The sequence below is a fragment of the Pseudanabaena biceps PCC 7429 genome (assembly GCF_000332215.1).
GTDB classification, from domain to species: Bacteria; Cyanobacteriota; Cyanobacteriia; order Pseudanabaenales; family Pseudanabaenaceae; genus Pseudanabaena; species Pseudanabaena biceps.
Map to the genome: position 1 here is coordinate 12,841 of NZ_ALWB01000030.1, position 19,966 is coordinate 32,806.

13 protein-coding genes and 2 pseudogenes are annotated in these 19,966 nt (G+C 43.2%); 8 read left to right on the forward strand and 7 right to left on the reverse strand.

Going from position 1 to position 19,966, the window contains the following annotated elements:
• Positions 1 to 240 precede the first annotated feature (240 nt).
• Positions 241 to 1,093, forward strand: a pseudogene (locus tag PSE7429_RS25015) (IS630 family transposase).
• A 179-nt stretch (positions 1,094 to 1,272) separates the two neighbouring features.
• Positions 1,273 to 2,655: a lysophospholipid acyltransferase family protein gene (locus PSE7429_RS05505; protein ID WP_009626096.1), complete on the forward strand. Its 1,383-nt coding sequence runs from the start codon at positions 1,273 to 1,275 to the stop codon at positions 2,653 to 2,655.
• Positions 2,656 to 2,942: 287 nt separating this feature from the next.
• Here PSE7429_RS05505 and tsaD read toward each other — a convergent pair whose 3' ends face one another.
• The gene (gene tsaD / locus PSE7429_RS05510; RefSeq protein WP_009626097.1) at positions 2,943 to 3,974 is read right to left on the reverse strand and encodes a tRNA (adenosine(37)-N6)-threonylcarbamoyltransferase complex transferase subunit TsaD; all 1,032 of its coding nucleotides are present in this window, start codon (positions 3,972 to 3,974) and stop codon (positions 2,943 to 2,945) included.
• A gap of 545 nt (positions 3,975 to 4,519) precedes the next feature.
• On the opposite strand from tsaD, the gene PSE7429_RS23355 reads away from it, so the two are divergent.
• The gene (locus PSE7429_RS23355; protein WP_009626098.1) at positions 4,520 to 5,626 is read left to right on the forward strand and encodes a helix-turn-helix domain-containing protein; all 1,107 of its coding nucleotides are present in this window, start codon (positions 4,520 to 4,522) and stop codon (positions 5,624 to 5,626) included.
• Positions 5,627 to 5,835: 209 nt separating this feature from the next.
• Here PSE7429_RS23355 and PSE7429_RS05520 read toward each other — a convergent pair whose 3' ends face one another.
• Positions 5,836 to 6,333, reverse strand: a complete 498-nt coding sequence (locus PSE7429_RS05520; protein ID WP_009626099.1) for a bifunctional nuclease family protein — start codon at positions 6,331 to 6,333, stop codon at positions 5,836 to 5,838.
• Between the two features lie 262 nt (positions 6,334 to 6,595).
• Between PSE7429_RS05520 and PSE7429_RS05525 the strand changes: the two genes are divergently transcribed.
• Entirely contained in the window at positions 6,596 to 7,540 is a 945-nt protein-coding gene (locus tag PSE7429_RS05525) for an NAD(P)H-dependent glycerol-3-phosphate dehydrogenase (RefSeq protein WP_100228892.1), read from the forward strand.
• Positions 7,541 to 7,764: 224 nt separating this feature from the next.
• Here the strand turns inward: PSE7429_RS05525 and pheA are convergent, their stop codons facing one another.
• The 3 genes from pheA to PSE7429_RS23365 all read right to left on the reverse strand — a co-directional run bounded on the left by pheA (position 7,765) and on the right by PSE7429_RS23365 (position 14,517).
• Positions 7,765 to 8,625 carry a prephenate dehydratase gene (gene pheA, locus PSE7429_RS05530; RefSeq protein WP_009626101.1) on the reverse strand — a complete coding sequence of 287 codons (861 nt, stop codon included), beginning with the start codon at positions 8,623 to 8,625 and terminating at the stop codon, positions 7,765 to 7,767.
• A 139-nt stretch (positions 8,626 to 8,764) separates the two neighbouring features.
• Entirely contained in the window at positions 8,765 to 11,794 is a 3,030-nt protein-coding gene (locus PSE7429_RS23360) for a transporter substrate-binding protein (RefSeq protein ID WP_009626102.1), read from the reverse strand.
• 314 nt (positions 11,795 to 12,108) lie between these two features.
• A complete protein-coding gene (locus PSE7429_RS23365; RefSeq protein ID WP_009626103.1) occupies positions 12,109 to 14,517 on the reverse strand; it encodes a hybrid sensor histidine kinase/response regulator in 2,409 nt (802 codons plus the stop codon).
• A gap of 168 nt (positions 14,518 to 14,685) precedes the next feature.
• On the opposite strand from PSE7429_RS23365, the gene PSE7429_RS05545 reads away from it, so the two are divergent.
• The 3 genes from PSE7429_RS05545 to kaiC all read left to right on the forward strand — a co-directional run bounded on the left by PSE7429_RS05545 (position 14,686) and on the right by kaiC (position 17,693).
• Positions 14,686 to 15,561, forward strand: coding sequence for a circadian clock protein KaiA (locus PSE7429_RS05545; protein WP_233424299.1), 876 nt, complete (start codon positions 14,686 to 14,688; stop codon positions 15,559 to 15,561).
• Positions 15,562 to 15,829: 268 nt separating this feature from the next.
• Positions 15,830 to 16,129 (forward strand): circadian clock protein KaiB, encoded by a 300-nt coding sequence (gene kaiB, locus PSE7429_RS05550; RefSeq protein ID WP_009626105.1) that lies wholly within the window; start codon positions 15,830 to 15,832, stop codon positions 16,127 to 16,129.
• On the forward strand, positions 16,122 to 17,693 hold the full coding sequence (gene kaiC / locus PSE7429_RS05555; RefSeq protein ID WP_009626106.1) for a circadian clock protein KaiC: 1,572 nt from the start codon (positions 16,122 to 16,124) through the stop codon (positions 17,691 to 17,693). The genes kaiB and kaiC overlap by 8 nt, the downstream gene beginning before the upstream one ends.
• 68 nt (positions 17,694 to 17,761) lie before the next feature.
• Here the strand turns inward: kaiC and PSE7429_RS05560 are convergent, their stop codons facing one another.
• Positions 17,762 to 18,256: a pentapeptide repeat-containing protein gene (locus PSE7429_RS05560; protein WP_009626107.1), complete on the reverse strand. Its 495-nt coding sequence runs from the start codon at positions 18,254 to 18,256 to the stop codon at positions 17,762 to 17,764.
• 201 nt (positions 18,257 to 18,457) lie between these two features.
• Here PSE7429_RS05560 and PSE7429_RS28140 point away from each other — a divergent pair.
• Positions 18,458 to 18,947, forward strand: a pseudogene (locus PSE7429_RS28140) (transposase); the annotation flags it as partial.
• A 613-nt stretch (positions 18,948 to 19,560) separates the two neighbouring features.
• On the opposite strand, the gene grxC reads toward PSE7429_RS28140, so the two are convergent.
• Positions 19,561 to 19,818 (reverse strand): glutaredoxin 3, encoded by a 258-nt coding sequence (grxC, locus tag PSE7429_RS05565; protein WP_009626108.1) that lies wholly within the window; start codon positions 19,816 to 19,818, stop codon positions 19,561 to 19,563.
• Positions 19,819 to 19,966: the final 148 nt, after the last annotated feature.

Genomic DNA, 19,966 nt, shown 5'->3' on the forward strand with positions numbered 1-19,966 from the left:
TTACCAGATAGTTTTGATGGGATAATGTGCGATCGACCCATCTACTGTTATTAACAATAAGTCTTCAACTAAACTTTGGGCAATTAATAGGCGATCAAATGGATCTTTATGGAAACTAGGTAAACTGTTAATTCTTAAAATGTGAGACATCTGGACGGGATAGTCATATTATTTATTACAGCCTGTTGAGGCATTAAGGGATACAATGGATAGAAACAGAAAAACAGGAAAAAAAGAGCTATGCCAGCATATTCCCTAGATTTCAGAAAGAAGATCGTAACAGCCTACGAAGCAGGAAATACATCAATCCGCGAAGTTGCCAAAAGATTCATGGTAACTAAGCGAACAGTACAAAGATTAATATGGTTGAGCAATATCCCGACTGGACATTATGGCAATACTGCGAAGAAATAGCCGAAAAGACAGGATTATCAGTGAGTACAGGCAGTCTATGTCGATTTCTGGCAAAACAAGAACTGACATTAAAAAAAAGACATTTCGCAGTGAAAAAGTCGTAAGTGAAGAAGTACAACAAGAAAGGGTTGATTTCTGGCAACAAGTCAAGGATATAGCTCCAGAATCTTTGATCTTTATCGACGAATCCGCCCTATGGGAAGGGATGGAGCGCTCAGTGGCAAGAAGTCCAAAGGGACGCAAAGCTTTTTCCCTCAGAACTCTGTACAAAGGTCAAAAACATACACTGATCGGTGCTATCTCAATTAAGGGACTGGTAGGCAGGAAAACGATTAAAGGTTCAATGAAAGGCAAGGACTTTGAAGATTTTATTCGGGATGATTTATGTCCTCATCTATCCTCGGACAATGTGGTGGTGATGGACAATCTCAACTCCCATAAATCGGCTCAAGTGCAGCAACTGATTACGGCTACTGGCGCAAAGCCTTTGTATTTACCTCGCTATTCTCCTGATTTTAATCCCATTGAAATGCTTTGGTCGGTACTCAAGTCCTTTGTTCGCAAATTTAAACCGCATTGTTTACTTGTCATCCAGATTGTCTTGAAAACATTCTTTCTTTTGCTCGATAAATCTTTCTTCTCAAACTGGTTTTCCAAATGCTGCTATTGTACCCCTTAATTCCTCAATAGGCTGTACTTAGAATAACAATCGCAACAACTCCAACAGCTAGAGTTCTAATCATTATGCAAAACCTGTAGTGCATAACCAGCAAGTGCTATAGGTTTTGACTTTGTTTTTTAATTATGCCCAGCTACTTATAGCTATAATTCGATATTCCTACCAAAACATCGGAAATCATGGCAGTAGACCTGACTCGTGTCCAACCCCCCCTTAAAGTTTATCCACCGAAAGCCAATCAATTTATATTGAAAATCATCAGGCTTTTAACACCTTTCTGGTTACGTTGGCAATGCGGGATCAAGCAGATTGAAACCCGCTATATCGATCGCCTTGTGGAAGCTACCGAAAAATTTCAGAATGGGAAGGCAAGGTATATGCTTGCCTTTAGGCATCCGACCACAGACGATCCCTTCGCGATGTTGTATTTACTTGCCTATGCAGTGCCAGAGCAGGCGCGGGAAATGGGCATCAAATTAACCACCAAGCCCCATAGCGGATTTGTCTACGATCGCGGCATTTCTCTATGGGCAGGGGACTATATTAACTGGCTGTTTCCCGCACTAGGGGGTATTTCCATCTTTCGCGGTAAATTGGATCGCCCTGCCTTAAACCTAATGCGTCAGCAAATCACCAATGGCGATGTCCCTCTGTCTATGGCTCCTGAGGGTGGGACAAATGGCAAAAGTGAAGCCGTTGCTGAACTAGAACCTGGCATTGCGCAGATCGGCTTTTGGGCAACCGAGGACTTAGTCAAAGCAGGGCGTACGGAGGAAATGTTAATTATTCCCGTGGGCATTCAATACGAATATGCCGCTGATGCTTGGGGCAAAATCGATCAAACCATTGCCATGATCGAAAAAGAATGTGGCATCAGTAAACCCGCAATTACTGAGGATAACCGCTATCAAAGGCTCTATGACTTGGGGGGTTACCTCGTGCAATGGGTCAGTGATTATTACAAAGCCTTTTATGGTAATTACTTCAAATCCGATGCAGCCCCAACTACCGATGACTTGGCGATCAGTTTGCAGGATCTAGCCGATCGCATTCTCAGTGTTGCCGAAATGAATTTTGGGATCAAAGCAAAAGGCACACCCGTTGATCGCTGTCGTCGTCTTGAGCAAGCAGGGTGGGATCGGATTTTTCGCAATGACATCGAGAATATCCAAAATTTGTCCGAGGTCGAACGGGGCTTTGCGGATCAACTAGCCCTCGAAGCTAGTTACAGTAACTGGCATATGCGCATTGCCGAAAGTATCATTGGGGTAACGAGCAATTACGTGCGACAACATCCCAGTCCTACACGCTATGTCGAAGTTTTGAAATTAATGTGGAGCGTCTTGAAGCGGATCACCGATCGCAATCCAGAGTCGATTTTCAAAAAAGATCCCAATTTTGGCGATCGCAAATTGATTATCTCGGTTGCACCGCCACTCTCTGTTTCCGAGCGTCTGGAGGAATATCAATCCAGTCGTATGGCTGCCAAGGAATGCACCCGCAAACTTACTGAGGAGATCCAGAACTCCCTGAAAAACCTAATCATTCCATCAGTCATCTAAATTTAACAATTACCAATTTTGATGTTAGGACAAACGTCAAACCCAATATAGAGTTGCGGCGCTTCGCGCCGCAACTCTATATTGGGTTTGATGTCCTGACTTACAGCGCTTTGCGCTCAAATCCAAACCCAGAAACTTTTTGAAAGTGTTGTTTTGCAACACTTTCAAAAAGTTTCTAGTGGTTCTTTTGATCGAAATTGGTATAAGAGATAGCTAAGACAAATCAAAGCCCCGAAAGATGAGAGGCGGCGCTTCGCGCCACCTCTCATCTTTCGGGTAAGCAAACCTTACGTTGCTATATATAGACTCTGGCAATCTTCAAGATTGAGACGCGATCGCGTGGCAATACTCATGGACGAAGTCTCCCCACGGGCAAAATGAATCGCGCCCGCGCAGCCAATCATGGCGGCATTATCAGTACATAGACTCAAGGGCGGAAAAATTGCCCGAATGTGATGTTCTTCAGCGCTTGCGAGTAGACGCGATCGCAAAGCACTATTTGCCGCAACCCCACCGACCGCCACAATCGTTGAGAGATGATGCTCGATCGCGCATTTAATTGTGCGATTGGCAAGGGCGATCGCCACCGTCTCTTGGAAACTCGCCGCAATATCGGCGATCGGTAAAGCTTCGCCATTGGGACTTAACTTTTGAGTGAGGCGCAGGACGGCAGTTTTTAGCCCGCTAAAGCTAGAGTCGTAGGGAAAGTCAGGAATTCTACCCTGAGGTAATTTGTAGGCTTTGGCATCCCCCATCTTGGCAATCTGGTCGATCGCAGGTCCGCCTGGATAACCTAACCCTAACAGTCGCGCTACCTTATCAAAGGCTTCCCCCGCCGCGTCATCGCGAGTTTTCCCCATTACCCGATAGTCCGTATAGTCTTTCACTAAAATAATGCTGCTATGACCACCAGAAACTAATAAGCATAGGAAAGGTGGCTCTAAGGTCGGTTCGGCGAGTAATGCCGAGCAAATATGCCCCTCAAGGTGATGTACGGCTATGAGCGGCTTGCGATGGAGCATTGCCAAGGTTTTTGCAGCCGTAACCCCAATCATCAGAGAACCGATCAATCCTGGTGCGGTAGTCACGGCAATCCCGTCGATTTCAGCCCATGTTTTACCTGATTCGCGATAGGCTTGGGCGATCGCAGGATTAATCGTCTCCACATGTTGCCGCGCCGCGATCTCAGGCACAACACCACCATAGAGGGCATGGGTTTTAATTTGGGAGGAAACGACACTACTGAGGATTTGGCGATCGCATACTACTGCTGCCGCCGTTTCATCACAACTGGATTCGATCGCGAGGATAGTGGGCATAGTTGGGGATTAGCGATTAGCTTTTAGCGATTAGCTTTTAGCGATTAGCTTTTAGCGATTAGCTTTTAGCTTTTGGCTTTTGGGTAACTGATTTATGATAGCGAAATGCTTACCCATCTTAAATTTTTTGAGCAAATTCACTCAAAATTGCCCAAATTAATGCTGCTAAGTAGCTAGGCATAAGTAAACTTAAAACCTAGAAGAGCATACCGCCCATTGCGCGGGCGGTATGCTCTCTGGTTTTGGTTTTTAATTATGCCGAACTACTTATCAAAAATAATGTTTACAGCCAGAGAAGCCCTATATAGGCATAATAGCTTAAAGCTATTGTGCTTAAAGCTATTAGCTTTAAGCACAATAGCTATTGAGATAAAATTAGTTTTGGTATAATTTGCTGTGAAAACTTTGCAGAATGTTATATTAGTTAAGGTAGGTAATCTAAACTAAATTCGATTGCTCCATCCAACAACGCTCTACATAGAACTTGTGGTTGTCCAAGTTCGACTGAAAGCCCATTTGAGTCAGTCAGTCCAATCTCTTTCTAAATGTCTGTGAGTATTGTGAATATTACAACCTCGAAGCAAGCAGAGAAACTAGCAGAAATCGGAGCGCAATTTAAGCGAGTTCGCGAAGATAAAGAGCTATCAATTCCTCACCTAACTGCGACCACATTAATTTCTGAACGATACCTACGGGCGATCGAAGATGGTGAAATGGAATCGTTGCCTGAGCCTGTGTATGTGCGTGGATTTATTCGCAAGTATGGTAATGCTTTAGGAGTTGGCGATCTTTCTGAGGAATTTCCCCTCAATCCAGTTTTGCCAGAACAAAAATGGGCTGGTAGCGCTGCTGCCGAGCTAAGACCCTTACACCTATACGCGCTTTATGTTGGGGTGATCGCGGGGGCGGTTAGTTTGTTGGCAACCTTTATGAATTCCCCTGATGCTAACAAGATTAACGACAGTCAAACTAACTTTAGTAACGCTGCTCAGCTCGGTAACTCCAGATCAAAGCTCGTTGAGCCCACCGAAAGCCTCCTACCCAAAATTGGTGGTCTAGAAATACTCAAACAAGGCGTTACTGACCCAACGGCTATGGCATCTCCGATCAATTTAAATTTGCCCGTAGTCAATTCAGTCCCAGACCCTAAAGTTTCCACCCTTCCTAAGGATAATCTTGGTAAACCGCCAGCTAATGCCACAGTTGAAACTAGCTCTAGCCTCAATAATTTGCTTATGAGTTGGACTATGGGTAGTGGGATTGCTGCAAATAATAATTCGCCCAATAATGCCAAGATAGGCGCTAACGGTGATTTTACCTTTGTTGGTAATAAGCCTGTTAATGTGGGGCTGGTCATGCAAGGGGAATCTTGGATGCGCGTTACGGTTGATGGAAAGACTGAATTTGAAGGTGTACTGAATGAAGGCAAAAAGGTCGCTTGGTCTGGCGATCGCCTAATTTCCATCAGAGTTGGCAATGCGTCCTCGGTTGCCCTAAGCTACAACAATCAACCAACAAAGGTCTTAGGTAAAGAAGGCGAAGTTGCCGAAAGACAGTTTGGGATCAATCAAACCAATAATGATCTCAAGCCTAGTGAATCTCGTTTGCGCGGAATTATTAACCTAGTCTCTAATACTAATTCTGCCAACTAGCCTATCGCCAAGTTCATGTTTTTTAGGCAAGTTCCGCAGGGGAGTAACTGCCCTATGGCTGTTGCCAATCAAAATGGGTTAAGCTGGCAAATTTTAAAAGCCCAAAAGTAAAAGCCCTGCGTAGCAAGGCTTTTACTTTTGGGCTTTGAGAAAGAGTTTGCTACGCAAACCCTTTCTCAAAGCCCCTTTCAAATTATCCCGAACTCACGTTAATTACTTTCTAACCCACTTTTTTTTACTAACTCTTCTGGGGTGAGTTTTGCTAAAAATTCGCGAAATGCTCTTCTTTCGGCCTCATCGGCATCTTGATCCACAGGGATTGAGGCTTCGAGAATTACCTCTTCCATGACCCAGATCGGACATTTAGCCCGAACTGCGATCGCGATCGCGTCACTAGGTCGTGCGTCCATATCCTTTTTGATATCTCCTTGTGATACCGTTACCACAGCATAAAAAGTACTGTTCTTGAGAGCATGAACGACGACTCGTTCCACAGTTATGCCCCACGCATCCAAGAAATTCAGCATGAGATCGTGGGTCATCGGACGTTCTAAGGGTCTGCCCTCGATCGCGCCATTAATGGCTCTTGCTTCAGCCTCGCCGATCCAGATCGGTAAGGCTCTCCGTTCTAAAGTATCTCGCAGTAGGACGATAGGATTACGGCTGACCGCATCAATAGCAATCCCAGCCACCTTCATTTCGATCATTGTTGCCAGCCTTCCTCAAGAAATGAGCGAAAGTACCCCTCATCAATCAATGCTCTTGATGGGATATTGATAGTTAAAGTAAATCAATATCTCACCTATCAGAGTTTTCAGACTTGAGGGGCTTTTGCACGCTATTATATCACCGTCTCGATTTGGAGTCTGGCTTCTAGTCTTGTTTTTGCTAATGCCTGACTTCTAACAAAGGAAAATGGTTCAAACTGGCTATTCTCCTTTGGGTTTAACTAAAATAATTATGCAAAACATGAAATCAGACTTAAAGAATGTGACGATCATTGGATCTGGGGCATGGGGATCGGCGCTAGCTGATCTCGTTCAAAGAAATGACTGCCATGTTCAAATCTGGTCGCGCCAAAGTCAATCTTCACTCGCGGCATTAGTAAGTAATAGTGATGCGATTATATCCGCAGTTTCGATTAAGGGTGTAAGAACGATCGCTGAAAAATTACAAACTGCTAAGTTACTCCCCCACGCTGTTTTGGTTAGCGCCACTAAGGGGCTAGAACCCACGACGGGAAAAACTCCCTCCCAAATTTGGCAATCCTTAGTCCCCAATCATCCCCTCGTCGTTTTGTCGGGACCCAATCTGTCCAAAGAAATTATGGAGGGTAAGCCTGCGGCGACAGTGGTTGCCAGCTATAACGATGATGCTGCTCAATTTATTCAAAATATCTTTGCATCGCGAAATTTTCGAGTCTATACAAATTCCGATCCCATCGGGGTGGAGTTAGGTGGCACGCTTAAAAATGTTATTGCGATCGCAGTGGGTGCTTGTGACGGTTTAAATTTGGGTACAAATGCGAAATCGGCATTGATTGCCCGATCTCTGATCGAAATTATTCGGGTCGGCGTTTATTTTGGGGCGCAACCTGAAACTTTTTGGGGCTTATCGGGTTTAGGCGATTTGCTGGCTACCTGCAATAGCAACCTCAGTCGCAATTATCAAGTGGGCTATGCGATCGCGCAGGGTCTGAGTCTTGACGAGGCGATCGCGCAGGTGCAGGGTACGGCTGAGGGGGTAAATACTGCCAACGTACTAATCGAAATTAGCGATCGTGAAAAAATAAGTGTCCCCGTATCGCGTTACGTATACCGACTGCTAAAAGGAGAAATTACATTACAACAAGCCGTTGAGGGACTAATGGAACGCGATCTTAAACCAGAAAATTTAGAGAATCTCGAACTATAAGTGCTTGCGCAAAATAAATTACCAAAAGCCGTAAAGCTGAGCCTCTACGGGGCTCAGCTTTACGGCTTTTGGTTTGTAATTTAGCTTTTGCTAGTCATTCTTTTTGCCAGTCCCTTATGTCCTGATATATGTCCTGATAAACTTGGTGTTATAGCTATAGACAGTAAACCCAATAGAGAGTTGCGGCGCGAAGCGCCGCAACTCTCTATTGGGTTTGTCCTGACTTAAGTGACTATAGCTATATCATCGACAGCGATCGCATAACTACCAAGAATCTTCAGGTTTTCAGTAACATTTTTTAGCTCTTCTAGGGCTTCATCTAAATTGGGATCGGCGATCGGCGCTTCGATATCGATGAAAAAAATATATTCGCCTAGCGATCGCTTGGTGGGACGCGATTCAATGCGACTTAGATTGATTTGGCGCTCGGCAAATACGGATAAGGTCTTGACTAAGGCTCCTGGCATATTGCGATCGAGGCTAAAGGCAAGAGATGAATGGGTTCCCTGCGTAGTAGGAGCAGTGCGCCCTAAAACTAAAAAGCGGGTGCAGTTATCGGGGCGATCGTTAATCGGAAAGTTCAGGATCGGTAAGCTATATATTTCCGCAGCATATTTCGAGGCGATCGCCGCTAACGTGGCATCCTCCGCGACCTGATGGAGTCTATCGGTATTGGAGTCCGTAGCAATCTGTCGAGCCTTGGGTAAGTGGCGTTCGAGCCATCGCTGACACTGGGCTAGGCTTTGGGGATGGGAATATACTGTCTGGATATCCTCAAGATTTTGGGCGCAGCTAATCAGGGCATGGGCGATCGGCAAAACGATCGCCTGCTGAATTTGCAAGGACTCCGATTGCCAGAGGCTATCAAGGGTCATCGTTACCCCCCCTTGGATGGAGTTCTCCACAGGCACGACAGCTACCTCCACCTGTCCCCGCTCAGCCGCATCGATCGCTTGGGGAATGGTGGAATAGGGAATCATCCGTGAACTATCTGGCTCTAAGTCTGGATAAATAAGCTGCAAATACCGTAAGGCTGCTATTTCTGAATAGGTACCCGCAGGTCCAAGGTAAGCAATCGTCGTCATAGGGTAAATAACTAATAATATCGCGAGTAAGCAGCTAGGTATAAGTAAACTTAAAACCCAGAAGCGAGTACCGCCCGCTCAGCGGGCGGTACTCGCTTCTGGGTTTAGTTTTTAATTATGCTGAACTACTTATAGCCCATCAAACGTTCGTAGAGTTTAACTCTGGGATTTCTAAGGAAGACAAGGGGAACTTTCGATCTAGCAGCATGTAGGTATCCATTTCACCTCTTCCTTTGATAAAGACCTTACCGCGATACCAGAAGGAATATTTATCTTGAATTAAGTCGTAGGTAGATTGCGTGACTTGAATACCGCCTGCCAAACCGTGAGATTCCATGCGACTGGCAATATTAACCGCATCCCCCCAGAGATCGTAAATAAATTTGCGGATGCCAATTACCCCCGCAACGACCGCTCCCGTGTTAATGCCAATGCGTAACCGAAAAGTTGTGTCATCTCCCCGTTTAAACTGAGCAATAGCTCTTTGCATCGCCAAAGCCATTTCCGCGATCGCTTCTGCATGATCGGCTCGGGCGGTTGGCAAACCACCAACCACCATGTAAGCATCCCCAATGGTTTTGATTTTTTCTAATCCCAAACGATCGGCTAACAAATCAAAGGAAGAGAAAATCTCATTCAGCATCGTTACTAGATCGTTAGGAGAAACTTGGGTGGATAGCGCCGTAAAGTCCACAATATCTGCAAACAAAATGGTTACGTTATCCGATCTAGAGGCGATCGTATTATGTCCTAATTTCAACTCGCTCACGATCGCCTTGGGCAAAATATTGAGCAATAAATTTTCCGATTTTTCCTGTTCCGCTTTTAGAGCTTGTTCGGTTTGCTTGCGTTCCGTAATATCTTGCACTAGCCCTTCGTAGGAAATGAAATTCCCCTGTTGATCGTAATTAGCCTTGGCATTAATCAAAATCCAAATGATACTGCGATCGCTCTTATAAACCAGAGCCTCAAAGCTATTGACCGAACCATTAGTAGAAATCTGATGTAGGAGATCTTGATAGCGCTCAGGCTCTGTAAATAAACGATAGGGATCGTCTGCAACTTTAGTTAGTAAGTCGCTAGGTGTGTCATAACCATAAATATTGGCGAGTGCGGGATTGGCATTGATATAGCAGCCATCGGGCTGCGCTTGAAAAATACCTTCGATCGCCCGTTCAAAAATGCTGCGATACTTCTCCTCCGCTTGGCGAAGTGATTCTTCAATTTGCTTTTGATGACTAATATCAATAATCACGCCATCCCAAACTGTATCGCCATTTTCATGCCGATGGGGCTGAGAAATAATTCTGACCCATTTCACTTTCTCAAACAGACTGGAAACCCGATACTCATGCTCGAAAGTGATCAAAGCTTCAGCGGAATTTTGGACGATCTCATTGAGTTCGGCACGATCCTCAGGATGAGCCATATCAAATACCCATTCCAAATGCTCGGTGAACTCCTCCACCGATATGCCAAATATTTCCTGTGTACGGGGGCTGATATAGGGCATGGAGACTTCGCCATCGGGGTGTAAGACGGCTCGATAGACTACTCCTGGCACATTGTCAGCGATCGCCGAAAATCTTTGTTGGCTTTCCCTTAATAGCATCTCCGCTTGCTGTCGATCTGTGGCTTCATTTTGAAGACGCTTGATCGTTTTCTGTAATTGGATCGTCCGCTGCTCAATGCGCTGTTCTAGCAACTCATTAGCATCCCGCAAGGCTCCTTCGACATTTAACAAATCCGCCTGTGTCTTCAGCAAACGTTGATTGGCATTAAATAACTTCGACATCACCGCACGGGTGATCTCGGGAGCCAGTTGATTCCGCCCCTTGCCATGTCCTCGCCCTAAGAGCTCCGCGATCGTCATTTCCAAATCTTGCGCATCTTTTTCGAGTTGCCAACTCTGCTGAATGCCTTGGGTGATATCAGCAAGCATCTCGATCGCTACGGTTGATGTCTTTGCAGGCAGATCTTCTACACCCAACCAAGGCATTGGCTTAATGGGATCAATAGTATAGAGAATTTCAAAATGGCCCACATTGGAAATTTCGGCAATCCGACAGGCTGTCCAAATATGTTGGTTGCGATCGCAGACAATTTTTCCCGCAGGGGAGTCAAAGCTCTGACCATAGGCGGCTTGGCGAACCGCAATCCCATCAAAGGTTTGGGCAGACTCTACCGCCTGTTTCCATAGAAACACCTGACTATAGGCGGACTGCATCGTTACATGCACCGCTGGCAGTGGCTTTTGACTTGCCTCAAACCAATGGGCAACTTTCCGCAAAAAATCTTGATTTTGACTAGTATCTAGACTCTGAAAATAATTAGCGCTAGCCAAATGCCCCGCGATCGACCCTAACTCCAGATGGTCTTGCCTAAGGCGATCGCATAGCTGCCGCAATTCTAAATCGGTAAACCGTAAAGCAAGCACGGGAATTTCCGCCGCCGTAATTCCCGCTTCAGCATACTGCTGCAAAAAAGCGACAGAATTTGCTAAGGAAAGGGTTATAACTACCGTAGTTGGCTCAATATGCTTGATTTTGGCAATAATATCGCGATAATTAGTGATATTACGCGGAACATAGTCTTCACCTAAGAGAAGCCCATTTTGCAGCTTGAGTTGGGCGCGAATAATCTTATTAACCGTACGGGAATAAATACCATCTGTCCCTATTAAGTACAAGCGATCGCCCTTATGTTGCAGCAGCCAATCAATGGCGGGTTGGACGACTTGGTTCGGACATGTACCTGTATAAAAGACATTAGGCGAGCATTCTAGCCCTTCATAGCCATAGGGATACCATAGTTGCGATTGCGTCTTGACCAGCAGGGGAATAACACTTTTGCGATTCGAGGATGTACCGCAACCAAATAAATTTTTAACTTCTAGTTCAGTAATTAAAGCTCTTGTTTGCAAGGCAATATTCTGATCGTTAGGGGCAATATCCACTACGATGGGCTCGATGGTTCGACCTAATATGCCGCCTGACTGATTGATTTCGGCGATCGCCATCAAGGTGGCATCTTTGATGAGGGTCTCGCTGCCCAGATCATCACCCCTTAAGTCAATTCTTGAGTCACTCAAGGAGTTTATGACTCCAACTCGAATGACTTCAGTCCTACTTTTATTTTCAGTATTTAAGGACTTAGCCTTTCGATCCATAATGACTCGCACTCCCTGAGTACAACTTAATATATAGCTTAATATTTAGTGATAGTGAGATTTGCTAGTTCGTACTATTACTCAATCAAATACTCAATTCACTCTTTGTATTTACAAATAAAAATTATTACTGGTTATTAATAGAACTGTTAATATAACCAGCACTCATACTTAAAAAATTAGTAGATCTATTTTTAAAATCCTTCAGAATCTAAATAATATCTCCTAAATCTAGCTTGATCGCTGTCCAAATTTGTTCCGCGAAATGGCTCAAACTCTATATAACTAATGTTTTTGCATTTTTACTTAGATTATCATAGACTGCGGTCTAGGGTTCGAGTATCAAGCGGAGACTGGGGTAAAACATAGCACATGGCATTAGAGATTGACTGATGTAAAACCAACAAAATCTTATCTCTAGCCGTATCTAAATGATCTAGATCGAGCCCTAGACAATCATATAAATCTAAGTTTGCAAATCTTTTTTGAAGCCAATTTATTTCCGCGATCGCCGATTTAGTAACGATCAAAATCGGCAAATCGGCAAGTATCTCTAACTGACTAATATCTTCTAGACATTGCAATAAAGACTGATTATCGCCATCAAGTAAAAATAGATCTGGCAGCCAGATCTTAGCTAAAATATCGCATTGAGCAAAGTCTTCCGCCTCCAAAAGACAATGCCCTAGCTCTTGCAATAGTTCAATAACCGACTCTTCCAAATTCTGATTTAAGTATAAAAATTTGAGAGGTTTAGGCGTAGGGACATGGTTGGGTAAAAAGTGGCTAAGTTCGTTTGCCTTCAGTGGCTTGAGCAAAATTCCATCAGCTTGATGAACCGCTATTTTCGGTTCATCTGGGCGTTTCATCATCACCACGCGGATATGTTGCGTTACTAAATCTCCCTTGAGTAAAGCTAAAACATCCCATCCCGATAACATCGGCACATGGGGACTTAAAAGAATTAAACATGGCTGCAATCGCCGAGCTTTTTCGAGGGCTTCTGTCCCCGATCGCGCAACTACCACCTGATACTCTAGCTGCGTCAGAGTATTTCTCAGCCAATCGACTACTTCAGTCGAAGTTTCCACAATCAAGACCAAACGGCTATGACTCATATCAAGCTGGCGATCCTGTCCCAACTTTACATGAGGATTGTTGGGCTCAGGAGGTAATAGAATGGTAAACTGGCTACCCACATTCACCTGTGATACAAAGGTAATATCCCCACCATGCAAACGGGCTAAATGTCTAGTCAATATCAAACTCACACCCGTCCCTTCAAAACGGCGCGTGAGAACACTTTCTACCTGTTGAAATTTTTGAAATACTAGGTTCTGTTTCTCCTCAGGAATCCCAATCCCTTGATCCCAGACTGTAATTGCCAACCAACCTTCCCACCATTTTGCGGTCACTCCAATTTTGGGAGGCGTAGCTGGCTCATCATCCACCAATTCCGATGGCAAAAAGCTAAATTTAAAGGCATTAGAAAGAAGACTCACCAGCATTTGCTGCAATCGCGTCTCATCGGCATAAACAGTTTGGACTGTGGGCTCGATATCGAGCTGAATATCCAGTTCCCATCCTTCCTCAAAGTGATAGTTACGGAAAATCGTAGAATCCTGTTGAACGAGCTTCTTGACCTGCTGAATACTTTTTTGGCAAACTTCTCGGACGGAAACCGTCTCGGCATATAACTCTAATTGCCCCGACTCAGCCTTAGCGAGGTCGAAAATATTATCAATGATCGAAACCAGTTGCCGCCCACTTTGGTGAATCATTTTTACATAGCGGCTTTGGCGATCGTTCAATTCCCCAAAAGTATGGTTGGTCAATAAACTAGCAATGCCAATTACCGAGGTTAATGGCGTTTTCAGCTCGTGATTGATGCAGGTTAAGAATTCATCCTTGACCCGACTTAAACCTGATAATTCTTGCGCCAGATTTTTTTGCGCCGTAATATCGTAGGCGATCGATAGATCTAACCCTTGCAAAGCCCCCTGTAAAGAAACATTGATTACTTGCCATGTAAAAGATGCGCCATCGGTCGTGCAGAATTGGTGAGTTACGGGAGTAGTTTGCAGCAATTGCGGATCGTTAGCCGCAAATCCCGCATTCATAGCTTCCTCTTCCTGCAATAGTTCAGTGGTTGTAGAACTGACAATATTAGCTAAGCTTTCATGCAGACTATTGCGCCAAGCCGCATTCATGCCCACGATCTCCCCATCTAAATCGCTAATCATTACAGGTAAGGGCAATTGATAGATCAGGGGTAATAGCAGCGAAGTAATCGATGGGCTTTGACTTTGTTCAATTTGAATGAGCGATCGCAGTAATTTCGTGACTTCGAGAAGAGCAGTGAATTTGCCCTTGGTATCTACCAAAGCCCAAACTTCAGCGGAATGCCGATATTGCGAAATTCTTTGCAAAAAATCAGCGATCGTCATCGCCATCGAAATCGCAGGCAATGGCTCTAGATCAATGTCTTCTAACGCGATCGATGGTGCAACAAACGAGAAACTAACCGATTCAGATTGCCAATTTAGCAAACATCTTGCATTAAATAATCCTTGTGGCAGATCGTTGTGATCGAGCACTACAACATTAGACCATCCTTTTTTAAGCAAGGCTAATGCTTCGGAGACATCAGTGGGCAGTCGGCAAATAGCGACTAGCGACTGTCCATATATCTCTAAAGATTGATTTAAGATGAGGGAGTCCATATGCTAAAACCCTTACGGGTCATTTTTAGTAAGTGCTATTCATCGTTAACAGTCTATAAATTTATATATATAGTTCAATCATCAATTTCACATGATTTCGCTATTTAAGTGCGAAAATAAAGATTAAGATAAAGTCCCAGCCATTCCAACCACCAATAGCCAGTGCCTGTGTTGTCCAATCTACAAGTATGCTGTTTGGTGGCAGAAGCAAATGTCAACCAAACTAAATCTACCCTTGCCATCTTTTTACCTGAGGAGCGATACACCTTTACGGTGGTTTCAGATGTTGAAGCAATTGTAAGTTTACTAACAAAAACTCAAAATGCCCAAGATTGTCTAGTTATATTTAAAGATATCAGGAGAGATATTGAGGCTGTCTTCGATCGCCTCGGTAAGTTAAATATTTTCATACCTACCATACTAGTTCTAGAAGATCTGTACGAACAAAGCGAACCTCCCTATGAATACAGCGAATCAAAAGACTTTTACCGAGCTAGTATCAGCATTCACCGCGATCAGCTCCAAGATCTACCAATTATTATCGATCAGGCGATCGCCACTTTTATTAAGATCTCGCCACAAATTCAACATCAAGTCTTCGTCAACATTCCATATACTGCCGCATCAGAATCTTTAAATGTCCAACAACAGAGACTAGCGCAAAAGCTTAATGAAAGATTGGGGTATTTGGGGGTGTATTACAAACGCGATTCACGATTATTCCTACGCAATCTATCTCCTGAAGATAGAAAAGAGTATATTGAACGCTTAAAGAACATCTATCGGTCGATCGTCCTTGAGTATTTCTTAGAAAAAAATGACAACCTCAATCAAAAAATTGATGAATTCGTTAATTTATCATTTTTTGCCGATATCTCCGTATCCCAAGTTCTAGAAATTCATATGGAACTAATGGACGAATTTGCCAAGCAATTAAGACTAGAGGGTCGAAATGATGAAATCTTACTGGACTATCGCATCACGCTAATCGACATGATTGCTCACCTCTGCGAGCTATACCGCCGCTCGATTCCGCGATCTTAATACATCTTTAGCTTGGCTTTAATTCCACTGAGAAACCATTGAGAAACCATCTTGCCTCAAACACCTCTCTATAAATATTCACAAATCTAAGGTTGTTTGAATTTTCAGCAATCTTGAAACTCTACATATATTTTGTCTACACTTTGTTCATATCTGTATTTATATTCATCCAAATATCCATCCAAAGCACAGGAAGCAATGCAAAGATTTATTCTGTAGAAGTTTAAGAGATACGTTATAAATAGCCGAAGCAACCCAAATTAATGAAATGATTCGTAAAACCTACGTCCTAAAACTCTACGTCGCAGGCAACACGCCAAACTCGGTGAGGGCGCTGAAAATGCTCAACGATATCCTTGAGAAAGAGTTTCAAGGAGTTTATACATTGAAGGTCATTGATGTGCTTAAAAATCCACAACTAGCTGAAGAAGATAAAATCCTCGCTACGCCAACCTTAGCAAAGGTTTTACCTCCCCCAGTTAGAAAAATTATTGGCGACTTGTCCGACCGAGAGAAAGTATTAATCGGACTAGATCTACTATATGAGGAATTAATTGGCAATGACTAGCTCACCCATCGAAAACAATAACAACATCAATACCGATAATAAAAGGCAAGAGCTAGGTGTCCAAAAACTACGCACCATGATTGAGGGGCTAGACGACATCACCCATGGTGGGCTACCCAAGGGGCGATCCACGCTTGTAAGTGGTACATCTGGCACTGGAAAAACGCTACTAGCAATGCAGTTTCTCTACAACGGCATCACGGGGCTAGACGAGCATGGGGTATTTGTTACTTTTGAAGAATCTCCTTCTGACATTATTAAAAATGCCCATAGCTTTAACTGGGATCTCCAAGAACTCATCGATCAAGGTAGATTATTTATTCTTGATGCTTCTCCCGATCCTGAAGGGCAAGAAGTAGTGGGAGATTTCGATCTTTCCGCGCTGATCGAAAGGATTCAATACGCCATCATTAAATACAAAGCAAAGCGGATCTCGATCGATTCCATGACCGCGATCTTCCAGCAATACGATTCCTTAGGTCTAGTCCGTCGCGAAATTTTTCGTATTGTTGCGAGACTAAAATCCTTAGGTGTTACCACAGTCATGACCACCGAGCGCGAGCTGGAATATGGTCCCGTAGCAAGATTTGGGGTAGAAGAATTTGTTTCCGATAATGTAATTATTTTAAGAAATGTCCTCGATGGAGAACGTCGCCACCGAACAGCGGAAATCCTAAAACTCCGTGGAACCACTCATATGAAAGGCGAATTTCCTTTTACAATGACCAGTAAGGGGATCAATATATTTCCCTTGGGAGCTATGCGCCTTACTCAAAAATCCTCCAATACAAGAGTTTCTTCTGGGATTGCAACCCTTGATGAGATGTGTGGCGGTGGCTACTTTAAGGATTCAATTATTTTAACCACAGGGGCAACAGGTACTGGTAAGACCCTAATGGTAAGCAAGTTTATTGAAAACGGCTGCGAAAATGGTGAACGCGCAATTTTATTTGCCTATGAGGAATCTCGCCAGCAGCTTACCCGTAATGCTTCTTCTTGGGGAACTGATTTTGACAAGTGGGAGAGTTCGGGTTTATTAAAAATTATCTGTGTTTACCCTGAATCCTCTGGGCTAGAAGATCATCTACAAGTAATCAAATCTGAAATCGAGTCCTTTAAGCCATCCCGCATTGCGATCGATTCTCTCTCAGCCTTGGCAAGAGGTGTAAGTAATAATACTTTTAGACAATTTGTAATTGGCTTAACGGGCTATGTTAAGCAAGAAGAGATCACTGGTTTATTCACAAATACAACCGATCAGTTCATGGGGTCGCATTCAATTACGGAATCCCATATCTCTACGATCACAGACACAATTATTCTGTTGCAATATGTAGAAATTCGTGGACAAATGTCCCGCGCAGTCAATGTCTTTAAGATGCGGGGATCGCGCCATGACAGCCGCATTCGTGAATATATCATCACCGATCAAGGCGCGCAGATTAAGGATTCATTCCAAGGATTTGAGAGAATTTTAAGTGGTTCGCCAACCAGAGTATCCGTCGATGAGAAATCTGAGCTTTCAAGAATCATCCGAGGAGTATCTGTTGAACCCTTAGAATAAGAAATAAGAAAAACTCAAATTAAGTAAGGGTATCCTTGATTATTTGAGTTTTTCTTATTTGAGTTTTTTTATGGACATCCCAAAGATTCGCGAGTACTTACACCTGTTTTAGAGTTAGTACCCGATGCATTAATACAAAGTTTTTTTAGTTGTTGGATATCTAACAATGCATTTGTGAAGTCAGCACCAGTTACCTCAACATTATCAAAGGTCGAGCGCAACATATTGGTATCATTAAGGACCGCATCGCTGAGATCGACATTTTTAAATCTAGAAATATAAGCTATACCCGAACTAAAGTCGCTCCCATGCAAATTCGCTCCATCCAATAACACGCCATTAAAAATAGCCCCACGCAAATCAGCGTTAGTAAAATTAGCATTCTTTAAAGTAACGCTAGTAAACTCAGCACGAATTAGATTCTTACCAGAGAAGTCTTCACCACCTACCGCATTTAAAATTGAGCGAGTAACGCTAGAAGAACTGGCAGCTTGAACGGGCAATGGCATTAAAAACACGAATATAGATAAGACGATACTTGTAATTAATTGCCAATATTTCATAATCTCTTGAGAATAATTCAGAATGATTTTTGTATTGCTAAGTAGCTAGGCATAGGTAAAATAAAATCTAGAAGAGTGTATCCCCCGCATAGTGGACAGTACGCTCTACGGTTTTGGTTTTTAATTATGCTGAACCACTTACTTAATAAATATTAACCTGTAATAAACCTGTAGTATCGAAATTCTCTTTGCAACATCAAATATATTAAAATTACCGTCATACGGTTTTGGCGAAAGGCTTTCCCCCACTTGGTAAGTTATACAAGATTTGTGGAGTTAATGCCTTGGATATTGATGTTGCTCTGCTGTTTCCTGCATACACGCAAAGGGGAAGTGACAGGGATATCTTTATTGATGTCTGTGTAATTGATGTCTGTGGCTATATTTCCCAAAAACTATTTGAGTAGTTGTATCAGCAGGGTTTACAGCTGATTACCAAGCGTGAGAAAAAATGAAAAACTGTCTGGTCAAGCTAATCGATAAGATTTTGCTTCGCAACTGAGCAATTATTGAAGCGGTCAATGATCAACTAAAAAACATTTCTCGGATTGAGTATTCAAGACATCGCAGTATTTTCAATTTTCTCGTTAACCTTTTGGCTGGTTTGGTTGCTTATTCCTATTGTGAGACTAAACCTGCTTTGGATCTTCTGGTCAAAGGCTTGCCTGCTCTCCATCCTGCTTGCTTTTAGTTCGTCGAACTCACGTTTAATTACTAAGTAACGTCAGTTCGGATTAAGCTGGCAAGTTTTAAAAGTCCAAAAGTAAAAGCCTTGCGTAGCAAGGCTTTTACTTTTGGGCTTGGAGAAAGGGTTTGCGTAGCAAACCCTTTCTCCAAGCCCGTTTCAAATTATCCCGAACTCACGTTTTATTAAGGCAACTTCAGCTTAAAGGCATTATTAGTTCTCATTAATCATAAAGCAACTTAGGACATACCCTCCAAGGATGAGTAGCTGCGCTCTGTGCAGCTACTCATCCTTGGGGGGCTGATTTTCCCTTGCTATCTCTCATACCAAGTTAAGAAATGGCGTAGCCATTTCTTAACTTGGTATATTCACTTAAGTCAGGACATCAAACCCAATAGAGAGCTGCGGCGCTTCACGCCGCAGCTCTCTATTGGGTTTGATTTTTGTCCTAACATTACTGACTATAGCTATAACTTAAAAATCCTTACTAGGCTTAGTTTTTAATTCACAAAAGTGTTATCACACTTTCGTGAATTGGTATTACATTGCTATATTCTCGATGCTGCGACTATTGATGTTGGATACTCCTTATCAGTGTGAGTTCCATTAATCTGTAAACTTAAGCAAGCAGAGCATCGAGCTTACCTTGAGAATCTAAATCGTGAATAGCATCACAACCACCAATATGGAGATCGTTAATAAAAATTTGTGGCACAGAACGTTTGCCATCGGAACCTCTTTTAACCATCGCCGATCGCGCAGTTTCATCGCCATCGATCACATATTCGGTGTACTTTACCCCCTTCTTATCGAGTAAATGCTTTGCTCTGATGCAAAAAGGACACATCCGCCATGTATAAATCTCAACCTTTGCCATAACAATTATTCAGCGATTGCCTAAATGTTTAAAATCACCCCTTGATTTTAACAAAATTTTAACAAATCTTAATCCATAGAATTGATTGCGATAGCAACGCAAGAGAAAACAAATCAAACCCAATAGAGAGTTGCGGCGCGAAGCGCCG

Excerpts from the sequence above, each read along its gene's own strand:
- PSE7429_RS05520 (WP_009626099.1), bottom strand. The coding sequence starts at position 6,333 with ATGATCGAAATGAAGGTGGCTGGGATTGCTATTGATGCGGTCAGCCGT.
- PSE7429_RS05505 (WP_009626096.1), top strand. The coding sequence starts at position 1,273 with ATGGCAGTAGACCTGACTCGTGTCCAACCCCCCCTTAAAGTTTATCCA.
- PSE7429_RS23365 (WP_009626103.1), bottom strand. The coding sequence starts at position 14,517 with ATGGACTCCCTCATCTTAAATCAATCTTTAGAGATATATGGACAGTCG.
- PSE7429_RS05525 (WP_100228892.1), top strand. The coding sequence starts at position 6,596 with ATGAAATCAGACTTAAAGAATGTGACGATCATTGGATCTGGGGCATGG.
- tsaD (WP_009626097.1), bottom strand. The coding sequence starts at position 3,974 with ATGCCCACTATCCTCGCGATCGAATCCAGTTGTGATGAAACGGCGGCA.
- kaiB (WP_009626105.1), top strand. The coding sequence starts at position 15,830 with ATGATTCGTAAAACCTACGTCCTAAAACTCTACGTCGCAGGCAACACG.
- grxC (WP_009626108.1), bottom strand. The coding sequence starts at position 19,818 with ATGGCAAAGGTTGAGATTTATACATGGCGGATGTGTCCTTTTTGCATC.
- PSE7429_RS23360 (WP_009626102.1), bottom strand. The coding sequence starts at position 11,794 with ATGGATCGAAAGGCTAAGTCCTTAAATACTGAAAATAAAAGTAGGACT.
- pheA (WP_009626101.1), bottom strand. The coding sequence starts at position 8,625 with ATGACGACGATTGCTTACCTTGGACCTGCGGGTACCTATTCAGAAATA.
- PSE7429_RS23355 (WP_009626098.1), top strand. The coding sequence starts at position 4,520 with ATGTCTGTGAGTATTGTGAATATTACAACCTCGAAGCAAGCAGAGAAA.
- kaiC (WP_009626106.1), top strand. The coding sequence starts at position 16,122 with ATGACTAGCTCACCCATCGAAAACAATAACAACATCAATACCGATAAT.
- PSE7429_RS05560 (WP_009626107.1), bottom strand. The coding sequence starts at position 18,256 with ATGAAATATTGGCAATTAATTACAAGTATCGTCTTATCTATATTCGTG.